Genomic DNA, 24,611 nt, shown 5'->3' on the forward strand with positions numbered 1-24,611 from the left:
CGCCCGATCCCGGGTCAGGTCGACAGGGAGACGACCCAGTCCACCGCGGCCGACGTCGTCCCGACCGTCTCGCCGACAGCCGGTTCGGGTGGTCGCTGCACCATGACCACCCGGATTCCGAGTTCGGCGGCCGCCGTCAGCTTCGCCCGGGTCAGTTCTCCCCCGCTGTTCTTGGTCACCAATACGTCGATACCGTTGTCGCGCATCAGGTCCCGCTCGCGATCGAGGTCGTAGGGCCCCCGCGAGCGCAGGATCTGATGCCGCGGCGGCAGCGCCCCCGTCGGTGGGTCGACGACACGGATGAGGAACCACGCATCGGCCAGGTCGGAAAAGGCTGCGACGTCCTGTCGCCCGGTGGTCAGGAACACGCGCAACCCGTCAGGGGTATCCGCCAGGCGGCCGACCGTGCGTGCGGCGGCACCGATGTCGGACACCAGTTGCCAGCTGTCGTCGACATCCGGCTCCCACGGAGGGCGTCGAAGGCGCAACAGCGGAGTGCCGAGGCGCTGCGCCGCGGCCGCGGCGTGATCGGTCATCGTCTGCGCAAACGGGTGTGTCGCGTCGACGACCCCGGAGATCTCGTGTTCCCGAAGCCACGCGACGAGTCCGTCGACACCACCGAACCCGCCGATTCGCACGTCCCCCACCGGTAGCCGGGGATCCCGGACCCGCCCGGCCAACGAGCTCACCACCGGGATGCCGGCAGACACCAGCTCGCCCGCGAGCTCGCGGGCCTCCCCGGTCCCGCCGAGCAGCAGGATCCGACCCTCACCCATCGTCACCGAGATTGTCGTTGCGGGGCTTGTCGTGATGGTGCTTGTCGTCACGGAGTTTGGTCATGCGGGCCTCGGAGTACAGGTAGCTGTCACTGACCTCGGGATGAACATTCGGGTCCAGGACGCGGCCGACGAAGATGACCGCGGTGCGACGGATTCCGGTGGCCTCGAGCGCTCCGGGTAGTTCGGCAAGCGAACAGCGAACGATCTGCTGATCGGCGCGACTGGCGAAAGCTACTGTGGCCGTAGGACACCGGGCGCCATAGTGCGGGAGCAGCGCGTCGACGATCTCCTCGGCCCGGTGGGCGGCGAGATGCAGGGCGAGGGTGATGCCGGTGGCCGCGAGTCGTTCGAGTTCCTCGCCACACGGCATCGCGGTCGACAACGTGGACACCCGGGTGATCAGCACACTCTGCGCGACACCGGGCACGGTCAGCTCGGCGTCGAGTGCCGCCGCGGCGGCGGCGAAGGCCGGGACCCCGGGCACCACCTCGACCGGGATGCCATGGGCGGCGAGCTCGCGGCGCTGCTCGGTCATCGCCGAGTACAGCGACGGGTCCCCGGAGTGCAGCCGCGCCACGTCGTCGCCGGCCGTATGTGCGTCGACGATGTGGGAGACGATCTGCGCCAGGGGCATTCGAGCGGTGTCGATCAATGTCGCACCCGGCGGGCAGAGCTCCAGCAGTTCGGCCGGGACCAGCGACCCGGCGTACAGACAGGTCCGGCACCGCTTCAGCAGCTGCGCACCCCGCAGAGTGATCAGATCCGGAGCGCCGGGACCGGCGCCGATGACGTAGACGGTCACGGCCGGTCCACCACCCACTGAACGATCGGCAGGGCGGGACGCCATGTCGTCATCGTTCCCAGCGGCGCGGCCGTCTCGACGGAATGTCGCCGCAACGTCCCGCCGTGGTTCGCGAACCACTCGCTGAGCAGAGCCTGGGTCTCCAGGGTGACCGCATTCGCGACGAGCCGGCCACCGGGCGGGATCAGCTCCCAGACCCGGGAGAGCAGCTCGCGGTCGAGGCCACCGCCGATGAAGACCGCGTCCGGGTCCGGTGCCGCGGCACACTCCTGCGGGGCCGCACCGAGAACGGTGAGGCGCTCGTGCACGCCGTGGTGTACCGCGTTGTCCTGCAATCGGTCACGTCTGTCCGAGCTGCGCTCGAAGGCCACCGCGCGGCCGGTCGGTTCCGTCCGGAGCCATTCGATGGCGATACTGCCGGACCCGGAACCGATGTCCCACAGCAGTTGTCGGCGCACCGGAGCGAGCGCGGAGACGGTCAGTGCGCGGATCGGCTGCTTGGTGATCTGGCCGTCGTTCTCATACGCGTCGTCGGGTCGGCCCGGTGCGCGGGAACGGCCGGGGCCGACACAGCCGACGGCGACGATGTTGAGCGGATCACCGGGCGGCTCCGCCCAGGTGCGGGCGACCCCGCGGACCACGGTCTCGGAGTCACCACCGAGCTGTTCCAGCACGGTCATCGATGACCAACCGTATCCGTTGTCCGCCAGCAGTTTCGCGACCTGTGACGGAGTGTCCGCGCCGCGGCTGAGGATGAGCAGGTCGCGACCGTCGTCCAGTTCGTCGGCGAGAGTGGCGACGTCGTGGGTCACCAGGCTGACCACTCGGACCTCGGACAGATCCCAGCCGAGACGGGCACACGCCAGCGCGGCGCTCGACACTGCGGGAAGGACACGAACGCGGTCGGCGCCGACGGCTCGCACGATGGTCGTACCGATGCCGTGGAACATCGGATCGCCGCTGGCCAGCACATGCCGGACCCCGTCGTGGCCGTCGGTGAGGACATGATTCAGGTGCGCACTCATCGGCGACGACCACGGTTCGCGCCGCGCCGGCAGATCCGGGAGCAGGTCGAGCTGACGATGCGATCCCAGGATGATCTGGGCGCCGGCGAGCTCGGTCTGCGCCCGACGGGTCAGCCCGTCCCACCCGTCGGCCCCGATGCCGACCACGACGAACGATCCGCTCATCGGGGCAACCGCCGCCAGATCGCCCGCGGAAGCAGGCGCATGCCGATGAACACGAACCTCAGGATTCCCGGAATCCACACGTCGGTACGACCTTGTCGATAGGCGCGGGCGACGGCATCGGCCACCGCTTCGGCGTCGACGGAGAACGGTGCGGGCTTGACGCCGTCGGCCATCAGCTCCTTCGTCATCTGGCCGACGACGAAGCCGGGACGTGCCAGCAGCAGTCGAGCTCCGGTGCCGTGCAACGAATCCGCCATGCCGCTGGCGAAGCCGTCGAGACCGGCCTTGGTGGAGCCGTAGACATAGTTCGCGCGGCGAACCCGGACACCGGCCACGGACGAGAACACGACGATCGTGCCCGATCGCTGTACCCGGAATGCCTGCGCAAGCGGGATGAGCACACTGATCTGCGCGAGGTAGTCGGTGTGCGCGATCTGTAGCGCGTGGGTGACGTCGGCCTCGGCGCGCGACTGATCGCCGAGGATCCCGAATGCGACGATGGCCGCCTCGATCGGTCCGTGTTTCTCGACCAGGGCCGCGACGAGCGCGGGATGGGAGTCGGTGTCGTCGGCGTCGAACGCGACGGTGTGCACCTCGGTGGCGCCGGCGGCGAGCAGTGCGGCGGTCTCGTCGGCGAGGTCGTCGGGCCGGCGTGCCGCGAGCACGACGTGCCGGCCGGGTGCGAGACGCCGGGCCAAGGCGACACCGATCTCGCTGCGTCCACCGAACAGGAGAATCGTTCCGTCCGGGTCGCGTTGGGCCATGGCTAGCAGTATCGCATCCTGCGTTAGCGTGATGGCATGACCCGCACCCCCGACGATCTCGGCCCCGCCGGCACGGAGTTCCTCGCCGAACGCCACCTCGCGACGTTGGCGACGCTACGGTCCGACGGGTCACCGCATGTCGTCGCCGTTGGCTTCACCTGGGACGCGGAGAACGGACTCGCGCGGGTGATCACCTCCGACGGCAACCAGAAAGTGCGCAACGTGGAGCGGGGCGGATACGCGGCCGTGACCAACATCGACGGACCCCGGTGGCTGACGCTCGAGGGTCCGGCGACGGTGAGCCGCGAGCCGGATCGGGTTCGCGAGGCCGAGGAACGCTATGCGGGTCGCTACCGGCAGCCGAAACCCAATCCGCGACGGGTGGTGATCGAGATCCGCGTCTCCCGCGTGCTGGGTTCGGCCCGGTTGTTCGGCTGATCTGGGCGCCCTTCGTGACGCCCACTCACTCCGTTCGCGGGCTCCTCAGGGACCGGTGGGGCACGCCCACTCACTCCGTTCGCGGGCTCCTCAGGGACCGGGCGGATTATCCCCCGATCCCTGAGGAGGTCCGGAGCGCCAGCGGAGGACCGTCACGAAGGGCGGCTATAGCACCTGCAGGTCGTGCGGTCGCGTGTTCATCGGCTCGCAGCCGTCGTCCGTGACGACGACGATGTCCTCGATCCGTGCGCCCCAGCGACCGTCGAAGTACACACCCGGTTCGACGCTGAACGCCATCCCGGGCCGTAGCGGGATGTCGTTGCCGCTCACGATGTAGGGCTCCTCGTGCACCGACAACCCGATTCCGTGACCGGTCCGATGGATGAAGGCGTCGGCGAGACCGTGCTCGCGGAGATGGTCGCGAGCGACGGCGTCCACGGATTCCGCAGTGACCCCCGGTCGGATGGCCGCCACCGCCGTGCGCTGTGCTTCCTGGAGTGCCGCATACGCCTCCGCGACGTCACCGGCAGGCTCGGCGAAGCAGTAGGTGCGGGTGGAGTCGGAGTTGTAGCCGGGCTCCACCGGCCCGCCGATGTCGATGACGACGACGTCGTCGGGCTCGATCACGCGGTCGGAGAACTCGTGGTGGGGATCGGCTCCGTGCGGGCCCGAACCGACGATGATGAACGCTGCTTCGGTGTGCCCTTCGGCGAGGATCGCCGCGCGGATGTCGTCGGCCACCGCCCGCTCGGTGCGGCCGGGCTTCAGCCATTCCCCCATCCGCGCGTGCACGCGGTCGATCGCCGCACCCGCTTGCCGGAGGGAGTCGATCTCGCTGTCGTCCTTGATCATCCGGAGTTCGCGTAACACGTCGGTGGCCAGTACGGGTGGGGCGCCGGTGCGAGTGGCGATCGGGATGACGTGCAGTGCGGGCATCGTGTCACAGACCGCGACCCGGGCCGAGGCGGGAAGGCCGGACAGCGCGATCGCGTACGGGTCCTCGCCGTCCACCCAGGCGGCCATCTCGACGTCGAGGTCACCCAGCGCGGAGTCACGGACCGACGCCAGTTCGAGGCGGGCCACCACCAGGCGGGGCTCGTCGTCGGCGGGCACGACCAGCGCGGTCAGCCGCTCGAAGGTGTCGGCGCGGGAACCCGTGAGATACCGCAGATCCGGGCCGGTGGAGACGACCAACGCGTCGAGGCCGGCGGCGGCGGTCAGGGCGCGAGCGCGCTCGAGCCGGTGGCGGTAGACATCGGATGCGAACCGGTAGGCCATGTAGCGCAGCCTACCGCCGGAACACGCACGCGCCCGGCAACAGCTCCGCCGCTCGTCCGTCAGACATGACAGAGTTGAGCCCATGTCCGGATCTCTGATGCTCCTCGACGGGGCCAGCCTGTGGTTCCGATCCTTCTTTGCCCTCCCCGAGAAGATGACGTCCCCGGACGGCCGGCCCGTCAACGCCGTCCGCGGATTCGTGGACACCATCGCAGCGCTGGTGACGCGCGAGGAACCGACCCGCCTGGTCGTCTGTCTGGACCTCGACTGGCGGCCGACGTTCCGCACGGACCTCATCCCGTCGTACAAGGCACATCGGGTCGCGGAGGAGGCGCCGCACAGTGGTGACTCGGCAGCAGACGACGCCGTCGATGTCGAGGTGGTTCCGGACACGCTGACGCCGCAGGTGGACATGATCCTTGAGGTGCTGAGGTGCGCAGGAATCGCGACATCGGGTGCGCCCGGCTGCGAGGCGGACGACGTGATCGGCACGTTGGCCTACGAGGAGTCGACCGACCCGGTGATCGTCGTCAGCGGCGATCGCGACCTACTGCAGGTGGTCGCCGACGACCCGGTGGCGGTTCGGGTGCTGTATGTGGGCCGCGGCCTGGCGAAGGCCGAGATGATGGGGCCGGTCGAGGTCGCGAAGAAGTACGCGGTGCCGGTCGAGCGTGCCGGAATGGCCTATGCCGAGATGTCGATGCTGCGCGGCGACTCCTCCGACGGCCTGCCGGGGGTCAGTGGCATCGGTGAGAAGACCGCGGCGAAACTGATCACCGAGTACGGCACACTCGACGCACTCGAGGCGGCCGCGGCGGATCCCGGGTCGTCGCTGACCCCGCGCAACCGCAAGGCGTTGCTGGCAGCCGCCGACTATCTCGACGCCGCGCGGACGGTGGTGTTCGTCAAGACCGATGCCGAGACCATCGACAGCGGCGCCGACCTGCTGCCGAGCGAACCCGCAGACCCGGGCGGGCTCGCCGACCTCGTCGATGAACTCGGGATCGGCGCTTCGGTCTCGCGGCTCTCGAAGGCACTCGGCTGGACGACGTGAGCCCGGTCGCCGTGCGCCGCCGGATCAGTTCGTCGGCCGGGAGACCACGTAGGTGCCGTCGTCGTCGACGAAGGTGACGGTGACCGACTGATCCTGCCCGCCGATCACGGCGGTGCACTCGAACGAGTGCCCTTCGGAGACCCGCTCGCCGGACGGACAGGACACACCGCTGACCTCGCTGGCCTGGTACTCCTCCACGAGAATCTTCTCGACGCCGTCCTGCACGGCATCCTGCGAGATCGTCTTGGGTGCCCACCCGGGTGCGACGAACGCGGTGAACGCCACAACCGCGGCGACGAGCAGCAGCAGGACACCGCCGCCGATCAGCATGGTGCGGGTGCGCTTGTTGGACGGTGGGGTCGCCATCGCCGAGAACTGGTCGCCACCGAACTGCTGGGCGGCCGGTTGCTGATCGGTCGTCGGGTAGCCACTGGGCGGCGGGCCGTACCCTCCCTGGTTCCCGGGCTGTTGTCCGGGTGCGCCGTACTGCGGCTGCGACCCGTATTGGCCGGGTCCCGGGTACTGTCCCGGTGCCCCGTATTGACCCGGCGCCCCAAATTGTGGCGGTGCCCCGTATTGGCCGGGTGCCCCGTACTGGCCCGGCGCCCCGTATTGCCCGGGCCCGGCCGGCTGTGCCGGTGCCCCATATCCCGGCGGCGTCTGCGACGTATCGCCGCCACCGTAGGCGCCCGGCTGCCCGTACGGAGCCGAGCCGTACTGCTGGGGTGAACCGTATTGGGGAGTCCCGTACTGGGGTGCCCCGTAACCGCCCGGTGCCGGAGGCTCACCATAGGGCGGGGTCGATCCGCCGTACCCTGCGGGATAACCCGGCGCAGACTGTTCCGATGCGTTCGCCGCGGCGTCCGAGGAGCCGCCGGTTTCGGCCGGTCCGTCCGGGTTCGACGGCTGTTGTCCGCCTGGACGATTCGGATCGCTCGGCTCGCTCATGGTTCTCCCGCTCCGCCCTCGACAGGGCTTGCTACGCCAGGACAGGGCCGGCGACGGGGTACATACCCGCGCGCCCCGGGCGCAATCGTCGCCGATCTCACCCGGGCCGGCCCACCCCGACCTCCGGCCGCGTGGAGAACGTTACCTCACGGTTCGTGCCAGATCGTCGAACCGTCGGGCGTGGGCGGTGGATGACATCGACGCTCACCCGAGCTCCGCGGCAACCACTCCGCGGCGGATTCCGGCGACTGCCGCGCGGGCAGAGTCCGCGAGGGGTGCCTGCGGTCCGACGCCGAGCCGGATCTGCTCGAGGAGATCGACGACCTGTCGGTTCCACCGGACGAAATCTCCCGGCGACAAGAGTTGTCCGCGTTCGCCGGCGGCGGCCAGCGCCTCGGTCAGCGAACGTCCCGATGACCACAGGGAGACCGCGACAGAGAATCCGGTGTCGGGCTCGCGGGTCGCATCGACGCGATGGCGTGCCTCTGTCGCGGTGACGTCGCGCCAGATCTCGATGGTCTGTGCCAGCGACTGACGCAGGCGCGCATTTCCGGGCATGGTGTCCGCACCGGCGAAACTCTCCCGGCGGGCCTCGAACACCATGGCCGCCACCACCGCCGCCAACTCGTTGGGCGCCAGGTCGTCCCAGACGCCCGCTCGGATGCATTCGGTGACCAGTAGATCGCTCTCGCTGTAGATACGGCTGAGCAACTCACCGGCCGCAGTCACCGACACCTGTTCGGCACCGGACGCATCGATGACGACCTCCACGTATCCGAGCTCGTCGAGCACTGCGACGATCCGGTCGAACTGCACGCCGAGAGTCGATGTCCGATCGGCGATCACCCGTTCCGCGGACACGATCTCCCGGACCACCCGATTGCGACGCTCGGCGAGGCGGAACAGTTCATCGCCCCCGTTGATCTGATGGGCGGGATGCGCCCGCAGCGCCGAACGCAGACGATGCAGTTCGCGGTCGTCAGCTGCGGCGGACCGCTTCTTGGAGCGGCCGCGCGGCATCTCGATGCCGGTGGATCGCAGCGCCGAGGCGAGGTCCCGTCGGCCTCGTCCGGTGCGTCGGTCCGCGTGCTTGGGTACCCGCATGTTGCCGAGAACCTGCGGCGGATTGACGAAATCACGGGTCCCGACCCGTCCGCACCACGCATCCTGCGCCAGCACCAGCGGCTTCGGATCCGCCGACTGCGCAGCCGGTTCCAGGACCACGGCGATTCCCCGATGCCGACCGCCGTGCAGACCGATGACGTGCCCACGCTTGAGCGCCGCGAGGTCGGCGACGGTGGATGCGGCCTCGGCAGCTCTTCGCTCGAACTTCAGGTCGCGTTCGCGGCGCCGGATGTCTTCGCGCAGTTGGATGTAGCCGAGAAACCCGACGTAGGGATCCGCGTCGTCGGCGACCGTGTCGTCGAGCACGACGCCGGGTTCCAGCCCACGGTTCTGCGCTGCGCCGGTCAGTTCGATGTCGAGTTTGCGGAGTCGTCGCCGTGCATCGTCGACCTTGCGGGACTGACCGACCACCGACCGGTCCGCCTGGAACTGCGCGAACGACCGGTTCAGCAGTTCTCGGGAGCCGTCGATGCCCAACCGGCCGAGCAGGTTGACGGCCATGTTGTACTCGGGCGCAAATGAGCTGCGCAGCGGAAAGGTCCGCGCCCCGGCGAGCCCGGCGACCTGCTCGGGAATCGTCTCGGGTGTCCAGACGACCACCGCGTGGCCCTCGACGTCGATGCCGCGGCGCCCGGCCCGTCCGGTCAGCTGGGTGAACTCGCCCGGGGTCAGATCGACGTGGGCCTCGCCGTTGAACTTGACCAGGCGTTCCAGGACGACGGTGCGGGCCGGCATGTTGATGCCCAGCGCGAGCGTCTCGGTCGCGAACACCATCTTCACCAGTCCGCGAACGAACAGCTCCTCGACGGCATGCCGAAATGTCGGCAGCAGACCGGCGTGATGGGCAGCGAAGCCCCGTCGCAACCCGGCACGCCACTCGTCGACGCCGAGGACCTCCTCGTCGGCCGGTGACAGGTCCTCGAGATGTCGCGCGACGACCTCGTCGACGATCGTGGACTCGTCCGGGGTCAGCAGATGCAGTCCGGACCGCAGACACTGCGCGAGCGCGGCGTCGCAGCCCACCCGCGAGAAGATGAATCCGATCGCCGGGAGCAGTCCCTCCCGATCGAGCCGACCCACCAGTTCCGGACGCGACGGTGGTCGCCCGCCGCCACGCCGGTGTCCGCGCGGACCACCCCCGCGACGGCCACCGCGGTGTGACCGGTCGCCGCGGTCGTCGGCCATCAGGATTCGGTGCCGGATGTGGCGTTTGAGTTCCGGGTTGACGTCGGGTCGATCGCGCCCTCCATCACCGGCCCGCCGGGCCGCCGTCGACTGGGGATCGAACAGGTCGAACATGCGCGAACCGACCAGCATGTGCTGCGACAGCGGAACCGGGCGGTGTTCGTCGACGATGACGGTGGTGTCACCGCGCACCGTCTGAATCCAGTCGCCGAACTCCTCGGCATTGCTCACTGTCGCGGACAGACTGACCACCCGCACCGACGGGTCGAGATGCAGGATCACCTCCTCCCACACCGCGCCCCGGAATCGGTCGGCGAGGAAGTGCACCTCGTCCATGACGACGTGCGACAGGCCGTCGAGCGCCGGTGAGTTCGCATAGATCATGTTGCGAACGACCTCGGTCGTCATGACCACCACGGGTGCGTCCGGATTGATCGAGTTGTCACCGGTCAGCAGGCCGACCGACGCCGAGCCGTGAACGGCGGCGAGGTCGGCGTACTTCTGGTTGCTCAGCGCCTTGATCGGGGTGGTGTAGAAGCACTTCGACCCGGTTGCCAGGGCCAGGTGGACGGCGAACTCGCCGACGATCGTCTTGCCGGCCCCGGTCGGTGCGCACACCAGAACACCGTGACCGGCCTCGAGCGCCTCACACGCGCGTCGTTGGAAGTCGTCGAGCCCGAAGGCGAGCCGGTCGGTGAAATCGTCGAGCCGACTCACAGGATGTCGTCGAACGTGTCGCGGTCACGGACAGAGGTGCGGGCCGACGGTGTCGCCCTACCGTCGGGGCGCCCGGAGTCGGGAGCAGACCGGGACCGTTCGATCCGCGACGCACTCGGCGACGGCCCCGCGGCCGGCAGTGGGCTGGCCTCGTCGTCGGGAATGGACGCCCAGTCGGTGGTGGAACGCTTGCGTCGGCGGTCGTTGAACCGGGCGAACTGGATGGCCAGCTCCATCAGCACGGTCAGCGCCAGCGCCAGCGCCAGCATGGTGAACGGGTCCTGGCCGGGCGTGACGATCGCGCAGAAGACGAACAAGGCGAAGATGAGCCCACGCCGCCAGCTCTTGAGCTTGTGGTAGGTGAGCACGCCGATGATGTTGAGCGCGACGATCAGCAGCGGTAGCTCGAAGCTGACACCGAAGATGATCAGCAGGTGCAGCATGAAGTTGAAGTACTGGTCGCCGGCCAGCGCGGTCACCTGGACGTCGTTGCCGACCGTCAGCAGGAACTCGAAGGCCTTGGCGACCACCACATAGGCGAGGACCGCGCCGGCGATGAACAGCAGCGCGGCGACGGATACGAAACTGACGGCGTACTTGCGCTCGTTGGTGTGCAGACCGGGCGTGATGAACTGCCACAACTGGTACAGCCAGACCGGGCATGCGAACACCACACCGGCGGTCAGTGCCACCTTGAGTCGCAACATGAACTGATCGAACGGACCGGTCGCGAGCAGCCGACACGAATCGTCGGGGGTCAGTACGGCCCGCGACTCCGGGGGCAGATCGCAGTACGGCCCACGGAGAAGGTCGCCCAGCGACGGGATGCCGAGAAAGCCGTGGGTGTACCAGATGAAGCCGATGATCGTGGTCGCGACGATCGCGATCACCGAGATGACGACCCGGGTCCGCAGCTCGTAGAGATGCTCGACCAACGACATCGTGCCGTCGGGGTTGAGCTTGCGCTTACGGCGCCTCGGATCGAGAGAAATACGCACGCGTGGGCCTGGCCTCAGGTCGACGACGTTCGGTTACGCAGACTTCTTCACGTCGTCGGTCGAGGTCGACGTGGACTTGGTCGACGCGTCGCCCGGCGGGAGCTCCCGCTTGGCCGACTCGCCGGAGTCCTCCGACTCCTTGCCGTCGTTCTGCATCTCCTTGACCTCGCTCTTGAAGATCCGCAACGACTGGCCGAGTCCCCGAGCGGCGTCAGGAAGCTTCTTGGAGCCGAACAGGATCACCACGACGAGCAGGACGATGACCCAGTGCCACCAGGACAGAGCACCCATAACTGCACCTCCGAATTTCGACGTTGCCAATGCTACCCGAGCACGCCCCGACGGCAGCGCCCACCGGGGCGTCACCCTCAGGTATACCGTGCGCGCGCCGCTGCCGCCGCCGATCCGACGGTTGAGCTGATCGACGGGTCCGACACCACCCGCACACGTCCGCCGAATCCGAGCAGGAATCGGGTGAGCCAGTCGGGCGATCCGTACACCAGCCGCGCATGTACCGGTGCGCCCGTGTCGGCGCGCTCCTCGAGAGGTTCGAGCGGCTCGATGAGGTAGTAGTCGAGCACCCACAGTTCATCCGGGTCGATCTCGATCTCGACCGACGGCAGATCGGGGTTCTCCGACAACACGGCGGACTGCGAGTGGGCGTGCGCCTCCGGGGGTGGGGCGGCCGCCTCGTCCAGTTGCCGGGCGTCGTCGACCCGGTCGAAACGGAACAGTCGCACCCCCTCGCTGGACCGGCACCACGCCTCCAGATAGGTGTGGTTGTCCATCGTCTGCAACCCGATCGGGTCGACGACACGCTCACCCACGTCGTCCCGGGTCGCCGAGTAGTAGCGGATCCGCAGCGCGCGCCGCGACGTCACCGCGTCCCGGATGGTGGCGTAAGTCGGGTTGTCGGCATCGAGGTCGGGCTGCGCGACCGCCGAGCGCAGGGTGGTGTCCGAGGACCCGACCGCCTGTTCGATCTTCGCGATCGCGCGACGTGCCGCGTCGTGGTCGACCGCGCCGGGCATGCCGAGCAGGGCATGGAGTGCGACCAACATCGTCGCGGCCTCGGTGCTCGTCAGCCGAAGCGGCCGGTCCATCCCGGCGGTGAAGATCACGTCGACGTAGCCGTGCTCGAACTGCAGGTCGATGAGCTGATGCGGGAAGTATCCCGGCAGGCCACAGACGAACAGGAGCTCGAGATCCTTGGTGAGCTGTTTCGGGGTGATTCCCAGGTCACGTGCCGCCTGGTCGATCCCGATGCCGTTGTGCTTGGCGAAGTACGGCACCAGCGACAGGAGCCGGCTGAAGCGGTCCGGGCGGGGGTTCATCGCTGCGCCACCCCCACGAGTTCGTCGAGCGAGCGCATCACGGTCTCGCGCAACTCCGGGGGTCCGAGTACGACGGCGTTCGGTCCGGCGCCGAGCACCATGCGGGCCAGGGTCGACACCGATCGGATCTCGACCTCGATCACGTCGCCCGGTTCACCGTCGAGGCTCTCGGGGTCGGACCGGGCGGCGAGGCGACGCAGTCCGGCGGCGCGGTCGCGTGCCACCCAGATCCGGGCGGTCCCACTGTCGCCGCCTGCCGCCGATTCGACCGCCGCGGACACCAGCTGCTGGATGTCGGTGCCCGCGGGCACCACGACGTCACCGGCTCTGCCGGTGGGCGTCACCCCGGAGATGCGTGACAACCGAAAAGTCCGGGTATCGGAACGATCCCGGTCGTGGCCGGTGACATACCACCGTCCCCGATGGGTGACGATCCCCCACGGCTCGAGGGTGCGTGTGGTGGTGGACGCCGCGGCGCCGGGCCGGTAGTCGAATGTCACCGGCCGGGCGGCGTCGATCGCGGCCAGCATTGCGGCGAGCGCGGCTTCGGACCCGACCGATCGAGGCGAGAGGCTCGCCGGCACGACGAGCTCGTCGTCGGCGCGGACGTCGAGCCCGGCGGCACGCAGTTTGAGCACGGCGTTCTGCGCGGTCGCGGCGACCTCCGGGGCCTCCCACAGGGCCGCGGCCATCGCGACCACCGCTGCCTCGGACCTGTCGAGTTCGATGTCGGGCAGCTCGTAGACATCCCGGTTGATGCGGTAGCCCTCGGCGTTGCCCGACATCCGGTCACGGCCGGTGACCAAGGGGATGCCGAGGTCGCGGAGTTCGTTCTTGTCGCGTTCGAACATCCTGTTGAACGCCTCGTCGGACTGACCGTCATCGTTGTAACCGGCGACGTTTCGCCGGATGTACTCGGCAGTGAGGAACTGGCGGGTCGACAACAGGCAGATCACGAGATTGAGCAGACGCTCGACTTTCTGCGTGGCCACCCAGCCAGCTTACGATCACATGGACGCGATCAGCCGATCGACTCGCTCATCGACGCTGCGGAACGGGTCCTTGCACAACACGGTTCGCTGGGCCTGATCGTTCAGTTTCAGGTGCACCCAGTCGACGGTGAAATCCCGGCCGGCCTTCTGCGCCGCCGAGATGAAATCACCCCGGAGCTTGGCGCGGGTGGTCTGCGGGGGCTCGTTCACCGCGGTCTTGATGGCCTCGTCGGTGGTTGCGCGAGCCACCAGGCCCTTGCGGAGCATCACGTCGAACACGCCGCGACCACGCTTGATGTCGTGGAAGGCGAGGTCGAGTTGAGCGATCTTCGGGTCCGACAACTCCATCGAGTAGCGATCCTGGTACCGCTGGAACAGCTTGCGTTTGATCACCCAATCGACCTCGGTGTCGACCTTGGCGAAGTCGCCGCTCTCGACAGCGTCCAGCATCCGCCCCCACAGATCGACCACTTGGTCCATCTCCGGGTCGGGGCGGCGATTGGCCATATGCTCGAGCGCGCGGGCGTGGTACTCCCGCTGGATGTCGAGGGCACTCGCCTGCCGTCCGCCGGCGAGTCGCACGGGGCGCCGTCCGGTGGGATCGTGACTCACCTCGCGGATGGCGCGGATCGGATTGTCGAGGGCGAAGTCGCGGAAGGCCACGCCCGCCTCGATCATCTCCAGGACCAATGCCGCCGAGCCGACCTTGAGCAACGTCGTCATCTCGGACATGTTGGAGTCACCGACGATGACATGCAGCCGGCGGTACTTCTCCGCGTCGGCATGGGGCTCGTCACGGGTGTTGATGATCGGCCGCGACCGTGTGGTCGCCGACGACACGCCCTCCCAGATGTGTTCGGCACGTTGCGACAGACAGAACGTCGCGGCCTTCGGCGTCTGCAACACCTTGCCTGCGCCGCAGATCAGCTGACGGGTGACCAGGAACGGCAACAGCACATCGGAGATGCGGGAGAACTCGCCGGCACGCACCACCAGGTAGTTCTCGTGGCAGCCGTAGGAGTTACCGGCGGAGTCGGTGTTGTTCTTGAACAGGTAGATGTCGCCGCCGATGCCCTCGTCGGCGAGCCGCTGCTCGGCGTCGACCAGGAGATCTTCGAGGACCAGCTCACCGGCGCGGTCGTGGTTGATCAGCTGGACGAGGCTGTCACACTCCGCGGTCGCATACTCCGGGTGTGACCCGACGTCGAGGTACAGGCGCGCGCCGTTCTGCAGGAAGACGTTCGACGACCGGCCCCATGAGACCACTCGGCGGAACAAGTACCGAGCGACCTCGTCCGGGCTCAGTCGACGATGGCCGTGGAAGGTACACGTGACACCGAATTCGGTCTCGATACCCATGATTCGACGCTGCACATGGTCAACCCTACCCGCGTGGCACCCCGCTGACGCGGCGACGCGACGGTGGTCGCGTCGCCGGTCGGGCCGGGCTCATCGATCTTGCGTGGTACTCGTCAGGATCCCGAGTCGGACGACGTGTCGCCGTCCGCCGAATCGGTGCCCGACGCGGCCTCGCCATCCGGTTCCCCGGCGGAGGGCATGAGGTCGGAGACGGCGGCCGTGGCCAGCCGTCGGTAGGCACGGCGCGGCCGGTTGCGGTCGAGGATCGCGACCTCCAGGTCGGAGGCCGTGAGCTTGCGTGCCTCCGACGGAGCCGGGCTCGAACCGCTGCCGGACGAGCTTCCCGTGTCGGCGGGCGTGGTCAGCGCGGACACCGCCAGCGCCAGGGCGGCCGACAGCTCCAGGTCGGGCTCGTAGCTCTCCCGCAGCGCTGCGGTGATGGCCTCGTTGGCGCCACCCATCACCAGGAACCTGGTCTCGTCGGCGATCGAACCGTCATACGAGATCCGGTACAGCTGCGACGGTCGAGGTTTGCCGTATTTGGCCACCTCGGCGACACACAACTCGACCTCGTACGGCTTGGCCTGCTCGGTGAACACCGAACCCAACGCGTTCGCGTACGTGTTGGCCAGCGACAACGCCGTGACGTCCGCGCGGTCGTAGCTGTAGCCACGCATGTCGGCGAGTTGGATGCCGGCTTTGCGCAGGCTCTCGAACTCGTTGTACTTGCCGACTGCCGCGAAGCCGATGCGGTCGTAGATCTCACTGGTCTTGCGCAGGGTGTTCGACGGATTCTCCGCGACGAACAGGACGCCATCGGCGTAGGTCAGTGCGATCACACTGCGCCCGCGCGCGATGCCCTTGCGGGCCAGTTCCGAGCGATCGCGCATGATCTGCTCGGCGCTGGCGTAGTACGGGAACGTCATCGCGAGCCCCCTTCGTGCTCGGCGGCGCGTCGTTCCACGATCGCGCGGGCCGCCGCCTCGATCTCACCGGCGTCAACCTCGCGCGATCCCTCGGCGGTGACGACCACCGCGGTCGGGAAGATCTTGCGCACCAGGTCCGGACCACCCGTGGCGGAGTCGTCGTCGGCCGCGTCGTAGAGCGACTCGATCGCGATCGCCAACGCCGAACCGGTGTCGAGGTCGTGACGGTAGAGCTTCTTCAGCGACGACTTCGCGAAGACCGACCCGGAGCCGATGGCCTGGTAACCGCCGAACTCTTCGTGCCGATCCCCGGCGACGTCGAACGAGAAGATCCGACCCCGTTCGTTCGGATCGTCGTGGTCGATGTCGTAGCCCACCAGCAGCGGGACCGCGGCGAGGCCCTGCATCGCCGCGCCGAGATTGCCCCGAACCATCGACGCGAGACGGCTGACCTTGCCGTCCAGCGTGAGTGGGACGCCCTCGATCTTCTCGTAGTGCTCGAGTTCCACCGCGAACAGCCGGACCATCTCGATGGCGATCCCGGCCGTGCCGGCGATGCCGCAGGCCGAGTAGTCGTCGGTGATGTAGACCTTCTGGACGTCACGGGTGGCGATCAAGTTGCCCGCAGTGGCGCGACGGTCGCCGGCGAGCACCACACCGCCGGGATAGGACACCGCGACGATCGTTGTGCCATGCGGGATCTCGTCGGTCGCGCCGGCCGTCATGCGGTCAGCCCGGTGCTGCGGAAGCTGCTCGGGAGCATGCGCGCGCAGGTAGTCGGAGAACGACGAGATGTCCGCGCCCAGGCTGGGCGCGGTGATCGATGTGGGTCGTGCGGATGAGTGGTAGGGATGCAGTGAACCGAACCGATCGCTCACTGGCCGCCCTTCTGCACGTATGCGCGTACGAAGTCCTCGGCATTCTCCTCGAGCACGTCGTCGATCTCGTCGAGCAGATCGTCGGTGTCCTCGGCGAGCTTTTCACGGCGTTCCTGACCGGCGCCGCCGTCCGAACCGATGTCGCCATCGTCGTCGCCACCACCGCGCTTGGTCTGTTCCTGCGCCATCTGCTGCCTCCTTCATCTCGCCGGTCCCGCTTGCGACGGGACCGGCCCGATCCGCCCTTGTGGGCGCCGACCTGGCCGTCACCCGGACAGATCTGAAAAACCGCGTATGTCACACAGTACCGGTGCACGGCCTGCCGCGGGCGGAAGCCGAGCGGCCGTGCGGCACAACAGTCGAGCCGACCGCCTATGTCGTGGTGAGTTGATCGACGAGTTCGGCCGCCGAGTCCACCGAGTCGAGCAGCCTGCCGACGTGCGCGCGGCTTCCCCGCAGGGGCTCCAGGGTCGGGATCCGGACCAGGGAATCCCCGCCGAGATCGAAGATCACCGAGTCCCAGCTCGCCGCCGCGACGTCGGCGCCGAAACGCCGCAGACACTCACCGCGGAAGTACGCACGCGTGTTCTGTGGCGGCTCGCTGATGGCCCGCGTGACGTCCGCCTCGTCGACGATCCGCTTCATCGAACCCCGCGCCACGAGGCGGTTGTAGAGGCCCTTGTCGAGCCGCACATCGGAGTACTGCAGATCGATCAGATGCAGCCTCGGCGCCGACCAGCCGAGCCCCTCCCGCTGCCGGAACCCCTCGAGGAGGCGCAGCTTGGCCGGCCAGTCGAGGATGTCCGCGCACTCCATCGGATCCCGTTCCAGGCGGTCGAGCACGTCCGCCCACGTCTCGAGCACATGCGCGGCGCGGGTGTCGTCGCTGCGCTCGGCGTCGTGGAACTTCATGCACCGTTCCAGGTACTCACGCTGCAGCGCCAGGGCGGTGAGCTCCCGGCCGTCGGTGAGCGCGACGGTGGCCGCGAGGCTCGGGTCGTGGCTAATGGTGTGGACCGCCTGCACCGGGCGGGCGAGTTCGACGTCGGAGAAGTCGACCCCGGCCTCGATGAGGTCGAGGACCAGCGCGGTTGTACCGACCTTCAGGTAGGTGGCCGTCTCGGCCAGGTTGGCATCGCCGATGATGACGTGCAGACGCCGATATCGTTCCGGATCGGCGTGCGGTTCGTCGCGGGTGTTGATGATGCCGCGCTTCAGGGTCGTCTCGAGGCCCACCTCGACCTCGATGTAGTCGGATCGCTGGGACAGCTGATAGCCGGCCTCGTCACCGGACTGGCCGATGCCGACACGACCCGCACCACAGATCACCTGACGCGACGCGAAGAAGGTCGTCAGACCGGCGATGACCGCCGTGAACGGTGTCTCGCGGTTCATCAGGTAGTTCTCGTGGGTGCCGTAGGAGGCGCCCTTGCCGTCGATGTTGTTCTTGTAGAGCTGCAGGCGTGGTGCCCCGGGCACGCTGGCGACGTGACGTGCCGCCGCTTCCATGACCCGCTCCCCCGCCTTGTCCCAGATGACCGCGTCCATCGGGTCGGTCACCTCGGGTGCCGAGTACTCGGGGTGCGCATGGTCGACGTAGAGGCGGGCTCCGTTGGTAAGGATCATGTTGGCGGCGCCGATCTCGTCGGCGTCGATGATCGGCGCCGGCCCGGAGCCGCGGCCCAGGTCGAATCCACGGGCGTCACGCAGGGGCGACTCCACCTCGTAGTCCCACCGGGTGCGCTTGGCGCGCGGCACTCCGGCGGCCGCCGCGTAGGCCAGAACCGCCTGCGTGGACGTCATGATCGGGTTCGCGGTCGGGTCGCCGGGAGCGGAGATCCCGTACTCGACCTCGGTGCCGATGATTCGCTGCATGCTACGAGGGTAGATGTTCATTCGGGAGCGGTCGCACCGTCGCCCCCGCCTGGGTAGCGTCTACTCGGTGAAAGCCTTCCGCCGGTTCACCGTTCGCGTCCCGCTTCCGACCGAGCTCGCCGACCTCACCACCGTCGCCCACAACCTGCGCTGGGTGTGGCACGCACCGACCCAAGACCTTTTCGCCGCAATCGATCCCGAACTCTGGGACGCCACCGGCGATCCGTTGCGGCTGCTCGCCGATGTGGAACCCGAGCGGTTCACCGAGCTCGCCGGCGACCCGACGTTCCGGGACCGCCTCGCCGGGATCCGGGACGATCTCGACAGATATCTGACCGAGCCGCGATGGTTCGGCGACACCAGCTCGGACACCGGGGCAGCCGAACTCGCCGCCCACGGGATCGCGTACTTCTCGATGGAATTCGGCATCTCGGAGGTGCTGCCGATCTACTCCGGCGGACTCGGCATCCTCGCCGGCGATCACCTCAAGGCGGCCTCGGATCTCGGACTCCCACTGATCGGCGTGGGGCTGTTCTACGGGTCCGGCTACTTCCATCAGAGCCTGTCGCACGACGGTTGGCAGGTCGAACGCTACCCCGTCAACGATCCGACCTCGCTGCCGCTCGCGCCGCTCTCCGACGGCGGCGATCCCGTCATGATCACCATCGCCATGCCTGGTGGGCGTGTGCTGTCCGCGCGGGTGTGGGTGGCCACGGTCGGGCGGATCCCGCTCCTGCTGCTCGATTCGGATGTCCCGGCCAACGACGAAGAACTCCGCAGCATCACCGACCGCCTCTACGGCGGCGACCAGGACCACCGGATCAAACAGGAGATCCTCCTCGGGGTCGGCGGGGTGCGGGCGGTTCGGGAGTATGTGCGCATCACCGGCAGGCCCGAGCCCACGGTCTTCCACATGAACGAGGGCCACGCCGGTTTCCTGGGTGTCGAACGCATTCGGGAGATGACCAGCCGCCCCGGCACCGACGCGCTCGATTTCGACACCGCCGAAGCCGTCGTGCGGGCGTCGAACGTCTTCACCACACACACCCCGGTGCCCGCGGGCATCGACCGGTTCCCCAGGGACATGGTCCGGTACTACCTCGACGCAGACGGCGACGGGAACTCGCGGCTGCTTCCCGGACTGTCGGTGGCCACCGTCCTCGACCTCGGAGACGAAGGCGATCCGGGTGTCTTCAACATGGCGCACATGGGTTTTCGTCTGGGTCAACGCAGCAACGGCGTCTCCGAGCTGCACGGGGCCGTGAGCCGCGAGATGTTCGCCGATCTGTGGCCCGGATTCGATGCCGACGAGGTACCGATCGGCGCCGTCACCAACGGGGTCCACGGGCCCACCTGGGTCGCCCGCACATGGCTTGATCTGGCCGGCACCGACGAGGACTCGCAACCGGACGCGTTCTCGGCGATGCCTGCCACCGAGATCTGGCGGGTGCGGTCGACGCTGCGGGCCGGGCTCGTCGACGAGGTCCGCCGACGGGCACACGACAGCGGACGCGACCGTGGATTCACCGACGCCGAGTTGGGCTGGACCGCTGACATCTTCGATCCCGACGCCCTGACGATCGGTTTCGCCCGGCGCGCCGCGACCTACAAGCGACTCACCCTGATGCTGCGGGATCCCGATCGGATGCGCCGCATCCTCACCGATCCCGAGCGCCCCGTCCAGTTGGTCATCGCCGGCAAGGCCCACCCTGCCGACGACGGCGGTAAGTCGCTGATCCAGCAGGTCGTGCGATTCACCGAGGATCCCGAGTTGCGGGATCGCATCGTGTTCCTCCCCGACTACGACATCTCCATGGCCCGCGACATCTACGCCGGCTGCGACGTGTGGCTGAACAACCCGGTGCGGCCGATGGAGGCGTGCGGCACGTCCGGGATGAAGTCTGCACTCAACGGCGGCCTCAACCTGTCGATCCTGGACGGCTGGTGGGACGAGATGGCCGACGGCGAGAACGGGTGGGCGATTCCGTCAGCGGAGGGTATCCCGGACGATCACCGCCGCGACGACCTCGAGGCCGAAGCGCTTTACTCGCTGCTCGAGGAGACGGTCATCCCGTTGTTCTACGCACGCTCGGGGGATGGTGTGCCCGAGCGATGGGTGGAGATGGTGCGGCACACACTGACTCGGCTCGGTCCCCGGGTACAGGCGAGCCGGATGGTGCGCGACTACACCACCGCGTTGTACGTACCGGCCGCCGATCAGTTCGCGTCGATCTGTGCGGACGATTTCGCCCCGGCTCGCGACCTCGCCGACTACCGGCATGTGCTGGAACGGTCGTGGCCGGCCGTGCAGATCGCCGGGATCGACGAGGCCGGCTCGAACAATGCGCTCGGGAGCCATCCACCCGCGGGTGAATCATCGGGCTCCGACAGCCCGCAGCGGGTGAGCCTCACTCTCACCGCGCACGTCGCGCTCGGGGAGCTGACCCCGGATCGGGTATGCGTGCAGGCGCTGCTGGGTCGGGTCACCGCCGACGGGGAGATCACCGACCCGGTGGTCGCCGAGATGACCCCGACCGACGAGACCGACCCGTCCGGCCGGACACTGTTCCGCTCGACGGTCGTGCCCGCCCGATCCGGCCGGCACGGCTACACCGCTCGGGTGCTGCCGCGCCACTCCCAGCTGTCCGACGATGCGGAGCTGGGACTGGTCCGCTACCCGGTGGGTACTGCCGAGGACGCCGGGCCGGGACGCGGTTCCGGCTCCTGAGGCCACCTGCTCCCTGAGGAGTCCGGAGCTTGCGGACGCCCGCAAGCCGACCACCTGATCCCTGAGGAGACCCGGAGCCTGCGGAGGGACGTCACGAAGGGCCCTTCGTGACCCTTCGAGACGCTCGCAAGCTCGCTCCTCAGGGCGGCGCGCTCGCAAGCTCGCTCCTCAGGGAGCAGGACAACCTGATCCCTGAGGAGTCCCGGAGCTTGCGGAGGGACGTCACGAAGGGCCGCCCCCTAGCCCCTACAGGTACTGACCCGTGTTGGTCTCGGTGTCGATCGCGCGGCTCGCACCGGCACTCTTGCCCGTGACCAGCGTGCGGATGTAGACGATCCGCTCACCCTTCTTCCCCGAGATCCGTGCCCAGTCGTCGGGGTTGGTGGTGTTCGGCAGATCCTCGTTCTCGGCGAACTCGTCGAGGATGGAGTCGAACAGGTGCTGCACCCGCAGACCCGGCTGGCCGGTGTCGAGTTGCGACTTGATCGCGTACTTCTTCGACCGGTCGACGACGTTCTGGATCATCGCACCCGAGTTGAAGTCCTTGAAGTACATGATCTCTTTGTCGCCGTTGGCGTAGGTGACCTCGAGGAATCGGTTGTCGTCGCTCTCGGCGTACATCCGCTCGACGACCTTCTCGATCATCGCGTTGACGCATGCCGTCCGGTCGCCGCCGAACTCGCCGAGGTCGTCGGCGTGCACGGGCAGCGTTTCGGTGAGGTACTTGGAGAAGATGTCCATGGCCGACTCGGCATCGGGACGTTCGATCTTGATCTTCACGTCCAGGCGGCCCGGCCGCAGGATCGCCGGATCGATCATGTCCTCACGGTTGGAGGCGCCGATCACGATGACATTCTCGAGTCCCTCCACACCGTCGATCTCGCTCAGCAGCTGCGGGACGACGGTCGTCTCGACATCGGACGACACTCCCGACCCGCGGGTGCGGAAGATCGAGTCCATCTCGTCGAAGAACACGATCACCGGCGTGCCCTCCGATGCCTTCTCCCGCGCACGCTGGAAGATCAGCCGGATGTGCCGCTCGGTCTCGCCGACGAACTTGTTGAGCAGCTCGGGTCCCTTGATGTTCAGGAAGTAGGACTTCGCTTCCTTCGCGTCGTCGCCGCGGACCTGGGCGATCTTCTTGGCCAGCGAGTTGGCGACCGCCTTCGCGATGAGGGTCTTACCGCATCCGGGCGGACCGTAGAGCAGCACGCCCTTGGGGGGACGCAGCGCGTAGTCGCGGAACAGGTCCTTGTGCAGGAACGGCAGTTCGACGGCGTCGCGGATCTGTTCGATCTGGCGACCCAGACCACCGATGTCCTCGTACCCGACGTCGGGCACCTCTTCGAGAACCAGGTCCTCGACCTCGGCCTTGGGCACCCTCTCGAAAGCGAATCCCGCCTTGGTGTCGATCAGGAGGGAATCGCCCGGACGCAGTTTGCGGCGCTTGCCGTCTTCTCCGTCGACCTCACCCAGCAGCGGTTCGGCCAACCAGACGACACGCTCCTCGTCGGCATGGCCGACGACCAGTGCGCGTCGACCGTCGCCGAGCACCTCCCGCAGGGTGCTGATCTCGCCGACCGAGTCGAACTCGCAGGCCTCGACGATCGTGAGTGCCTCATTGAGCCGCAGCGTCTGGCCCTTGTGCAGCAGGTCGACGTCGATGTTCGGTGAGCACGTCAGGCGCATCTTGCGGCCGGAGGTGAACACGTCGACGGTGCTGTCGGGGTAGATCTCGAGGAGGACGCCGTATCCGCTGGGCGGCTGTCCGAGGCGGTCGACTTCCTCGCGCAGTGCCACGAGTTGCTGCCGCGCCTCTTTCAGCGTGTCCAGCAGCTTCGCGTTGCGTGCGGTCAGATTGTCGACGCGTTCCTGCAGGTCGGCGTCGCCCGGACGGCCGACGCCGGGTCGTGTGTCGCCCCGCGACGATTCGGGCCGGGCGAGCGGTGACGCATACGCGGGGACGAAGTTCTCTTCGGGCATCTGGCCGGCGTCGTCTCGATCGAGCCCGTGGTCGCGTGCACCCGAGGACCCGAGGCGGTCGGCGCCCCCGGCGCCCTGGCGGTCAGATTCGGTCATTGCTGACTCCTCTCCCCGGCAAACACTTGTCTCATGTCGTCTTCATGGAGTGTTTGCGCCGTGACACCACGCTACCGGTGCGGACGGGAAATCGCCCTGCACCGCGCAACACTCGGTGTTGACGACGTGTTAAATCTACGTCTTCGCAACGTATTCGCGACGTTTCAGCCAGCAACGCTTTTTATCGATGACCGGGCGGGATCACCGTCATCCGCGGGTGGGTCGACGCTGCGGGCGCAGGGTGGTGACGCCGTCAGCGAGTCTCCTCGTCGTGATCAGAAACGCCGTGTGGCCCTGCATTTTGTGCTCGGGGCGCACAGCGAGGCCCACCGCGCTCCATTCGCGTACCAGGGATTCCCACGCGCGGGGCTCGGTCCAGCACTCCTGGTCACGCAGCGCCTCCATCACGCGGGACAGCTGTGTGACTGTCGCCACATAAATCACCAGCACACCGCCCGGTTTGATCGCCGCGCGCACCACATCGAGCGGCTCCCACGGCGCGAGCATGTCCAGGATCACGCGGTCGAACAGGTCGCCGGCAAGGCGTGTCGTGTCCAGGTTCGCGAGGTCGTCGACCATCAGTTCCCAGTTGTCCGGCCGTCCGCCGAAGAAGGTTTCGACGTTGCGAACCGCGTGCTCGGCGTGGTCGGCGCGCACCTCATAGGAGGTCACGCTGCCGGGGTCGGCCCCCACCGCTCGCAGCAGCGAACAGGTCAGCGCCCCGGAACCGGCGCCGGCCTCCAAGACCTTCGCGCCTGGGAAGATGTCACCCTCGGTGACGATCTGAGCGGCGTCCTTCGGATAAATGACCTGAGCGCCTCGCGGCATCGACAAAACGTAGTCCACCAGCAGCGGGCGCAGCGCAAGGTACTGCGTGCCGCTGGTCGCGGAGACGATGCTGCCTTCCGGTGCACCGATGAGATCGTCGTGGGCGATCGCCCCCCGATGGGTGTGGAACTGCTTCCCGGCCTCGAGGTGCACGGTGAACTTTCGTCCCTTGGCGTCGGTGAGCTGCACGCGGTCACCCACGGCGAAGGGGCCGGTCGTCGGCATCGGGCTGGAATCCTTCCGGCTGGTCGCGCACTGTCAACGCGCGCCCGCAAGCGAAGCCGCAGGGTGTCGATGCGCGAACCTGTCACTGTCGCGACCTACCCTGCCAAAT

The 24,611-nt window shown here is 68.0% G+C and carries 21 protein-coding genes; 3 read left to right on the plus strand and 18 right to left on the minus strand.

The features are described 5' to 3' along the window. Positions 1–14: 14 nt before the first annotated feature. Genes VZC37_RS08100 through dprE2 form a run of 4 tightly spaced genes read right to left on the minus strand, consistent with a single transcriptional unit; the run spans position 15 to position 3,535 of the window. Positions 15–776, minus strand: coding sequence for a cobalt-precorrin-6A reductase (locus tag VZC37_RS08100; RefSeq protein ID WP_330431958.1), 762 nt, complete (start codon positions 774–776; stop codon positions 15–17). After that, on the minus strand, positions 769–1,581 hold the full coding sequence (gene cobM, locus VZC37_RS08105) for a precorrin-4 C(11)-methyltransferase (protein WP_330431959.1): 813 nt from the start codon (positions 1,579–1,581) through the stop codon (positions 769–771). Before cobM ends, VZC37_RS08100 begins: the two co-directional genes overlap by 8 nt. Beyond that, positions 1,578–2,771, minus strand: coding sequence for a precorrin-6y C5,15-methyltransferase (decarboxylating) subunit CbiE (gene cbiE / locus VZC37_RS08110; protein WP_330431960.1), 1,194 nt, complete (start codon positions 2,769–2,771; stop codon positions 1,578–1,580). Before cbiE ends, cobM begins: the two co-directional genes overlap by 4 nt. Beyond that, positions 2,768–3,535, minus strand: coding sequence for a decaprenylphospho-beta-D-erythro-pentofuranosid-2-ulose 2-reductase (gene dprE2 / locus VZC37_RS08115; RefSeq protein ID WP_330431961.1), 768 nt, complete (start codon positions 3,533–3,535; stop codon positions 2,768–2,770). Before dprE2 ends, cbiE begins: the two co-directional genes overlap by 4 nt. Positions 3,536–3,571: 36 nt before the next feature. On the opposite strand from dprE2, the gene VZC37_RS08120 reads away from it, so the two are divergent. Beyond that, positions 3,572–3,973 (plus strand): PPOX class F420-dependent oxidoreductase, encoded by a 402-nt coding sequence (locus VZC37_RS08120; protein WP_330431962.1) that lies wholly within the window; start codon positions 3,572–3,574, stop codon positions 3,971–3,973. 165 nt (positions 3,974–4,138) lie between these two features. Here VZC37_RS08120 and VZC37_RS08125 read toward each other — a convergent pair whose 3' ends face one another. Further along, entirely contained in the window at positions 4,139–5,251 is a 1,113-nt protein-coding gene (locus VZC37_RS08125) for a M24 family metallopeptidase (RefSeq protein ID WP_330431963.1), read from the minus strand. A gap of 97 nt (positions 5,252–5,348) precedes the next feature. Here VZC37_RS08125 and VZC37_RS08130 point away from each other — a divergent pair, with 97 nt between their 5' ends. Continuing rightward, positions 5,349–6,305 carry a 5'-3' exonuclease gene (locus tag VZC37_RS08130; RefSeq protein ID WP_330432484.1) on the plus strand — a complete coding sequence of 319 codons (957 nt, stop codon included), beginning with the start codon at positions 5,349–5,351 and terminating at the stop codon, positions 6,303–6,305. A gap of 24 nt (positions 6,306–6,329) precedes the next feature. On the opposite strand, the gene VZC37_RS08135 is transcribed toward VZC37_RS08130, so the two are convergent. From VZC37_RS08135 to dop, 11 genes are all read right to left on the minus strand, one after another. After that, positions 6,330–7,253, minus strand: a complete 924-nt coding sequence (locus VZC37_RS08135; RefSeq protein ID WP_330431964.1) for a DUF4333 domain-containing protein — start codon at positions 7,251–7,253, stop codon at positions 6,330–6,332. Between the two features lie 204 nt (positions 7,254–7,457). After that, entirely contained in the window at positions 7,458–10,280 is a 2,823-nt protein-coding gene (locus VZC37_RS08140; protein WP_330431965.1) for a DEAD/DEAH box helicase, read from the minus strand. Next, positions 10,277–11,278, minus strand: a complete 1,002-nt coding sequence (tatC, locus tag VZC37_RS08145; protein ID WP_330431966.1) for a twin-arginine translocase subunit TatC — start codon at positions 11,276–11,278, stop codon at positions 10,277–10,279. Before tatC ends, VZC37_RS08140 begins: the two co-directional genes overlap by 4 nt. 33 nt (positions 11,279–11,311) lie before the next feature. After that, on the minus strand, positions 11,312–11,569 hold the full coding sequence (tatA, locus tag VZC37_RS08150; protein WP_330431967.1) for a Sec-independent protein translocase subunit TatA: 258 nt from the start codon (positions 11,567–11,569) through the stop codon (positions 11,312–11,314). A 77-nt stretch (positions 11,570–11,646) separates the two neighbouring features. Then, positions 11,647–12,612: a helix-turn-helix transcriptional regulator gene (locus tag VZC37_RS08155; RefSeq protein WP_330431968.1), complete on the minus strand. Its 966-nt coding sequence runs from the start codon at positions 12,610–12,612 to the stop codon at positions 11,647–11,649. After that, positions 12,609–13,604 carry a helix-turn-helix transcriptional regulator gene (locus VZC37_RS08160; protein ID WP_330431969.1) on the minus strand — a complete coding sequence of 332 codons (996 nt, stop codon included), beginning with the start codon at positions 13,602–13,604 and terminating at the stop codon, positions 12,609–12,611. The genes VZC37_RS08155 and VZC37_RS08160 overlap by 4 nt, the downstream gene beginning before the upstream one ends. Positions 13,605–13,619: 15 nt before the next feature. Beyond that, positions 13,620–14,978 (minus strand): Pup--protein ligase, encoded by a 1,359-nt coding sequence (pafA, locus tag VZC37_RS08165; RefSeq protein WP_330431970.1) that lies wholly within the window; start codon positions 14,976–14,978, stop codon positions 13,620–13,622. Positions 14,979–15,076: 98 nt separating this feature from the next. Further along, positions 15,077–15,889: a proteasome subunit alpha gene (gene prcA / locus VZC37_RS08170; protein WP_330431971.1), complete on the minus strand. Its 813-nt coding sequence runs from the start codon at positions 15,887–15,889 to the stop codon at positions 15,077–15,079. Beyond that, positions 15,886–16,767, minus strand: a complete 882-nt coding sequence (gene prcB / locus VZC37_RS08175) for a proteasome subunit beta (RefSeq protein WP_330431972.1) — start codon at positions 16,765–16,767, stop codon at positions 15,886–15,888. The genes prcA and prcB overlap by 4 nt, the downstream gene beginning before the upstream one ends. Beyond that, complete coding sequence (locus VZC37_RS08180) at positions 16,764–16,955, minus strand: ubiquitin-like protein Pup (protein WP_007624191.1); 192 nt, start codon at positions 16,953–16,955, stop codon at positions 16,764–16,766. Before VZC37_RS08180 ends, prcB begins: the two co-directional genes overlap by 4 nt. Positions 16,956–17,139: 184 nt before the next feature. Beyond that, positions 17,140–18,642 (minus strand): depupylase/deamidase Dop, encoded by a 1,503-nt coding sequence (gene dop / locus VZC37_RS08185; protein ID WP_330431973.1) that lies wholly within the window; start codon positions 18,640–18,642, stop codon positions 17,140–17,142. A 67-nt stretch (positions 18,643–18,709) separates the two neighbouring features. Here dop and glgP point away from each other — a divergent pair, with 67 nt between their 5' ends. After that, positions 18,710–21,370 carry an alpha-glucan family phosphorylase gene (gene glgP, locus VZC37_RS08190; protein WP_330431974.1) on the plus strand — a complete coding sequence of 887 codons (2,661 nt, stop codon included), beginning with the start codon at positions 18,710–18,712 and terminating at the stop codon, positions 21,368–21,370. 246 nt (positions 21,371–21,616) lie between these two features. On the opposite strand, the gene arc is transcribed toward glgP, so the two are convergent. Continuing rightward, positions 21,617–23,449: a proteasome ATPase gene (arc, locus tag VZC37_RS08195; RefSeq protein WP_330431975.1), complete on the minus strand. Its 1,833-nt coding sequence runs from the start codon at positions 23,447–23,449 to the stop codon at positions 21,617–21,619. A 207-nt stretch (positions 23,450–23,656) separates the two neighbouring features. Next, entirely contained in the window at positions 23,657–24,502 is an 846-nt protein-coding gene (locus VZC37_RS08200; RefSeq protein WP_330431976.1) for a tRNA (adenine-N1)-methyltransferase, read from the minus strand. Positions 24,503–24,611 lie beyond the last annotated feature (109 nt).

The organism is Gordonia sesuvii (genome assembly GCF_036350415.1).
Classification (GTDB): Bacteria; Actinomycetota; Actinomycetes; order Mycobacteriales; family Mycobacteriaceae; genus Gordonia; species Gordonia sesuvii.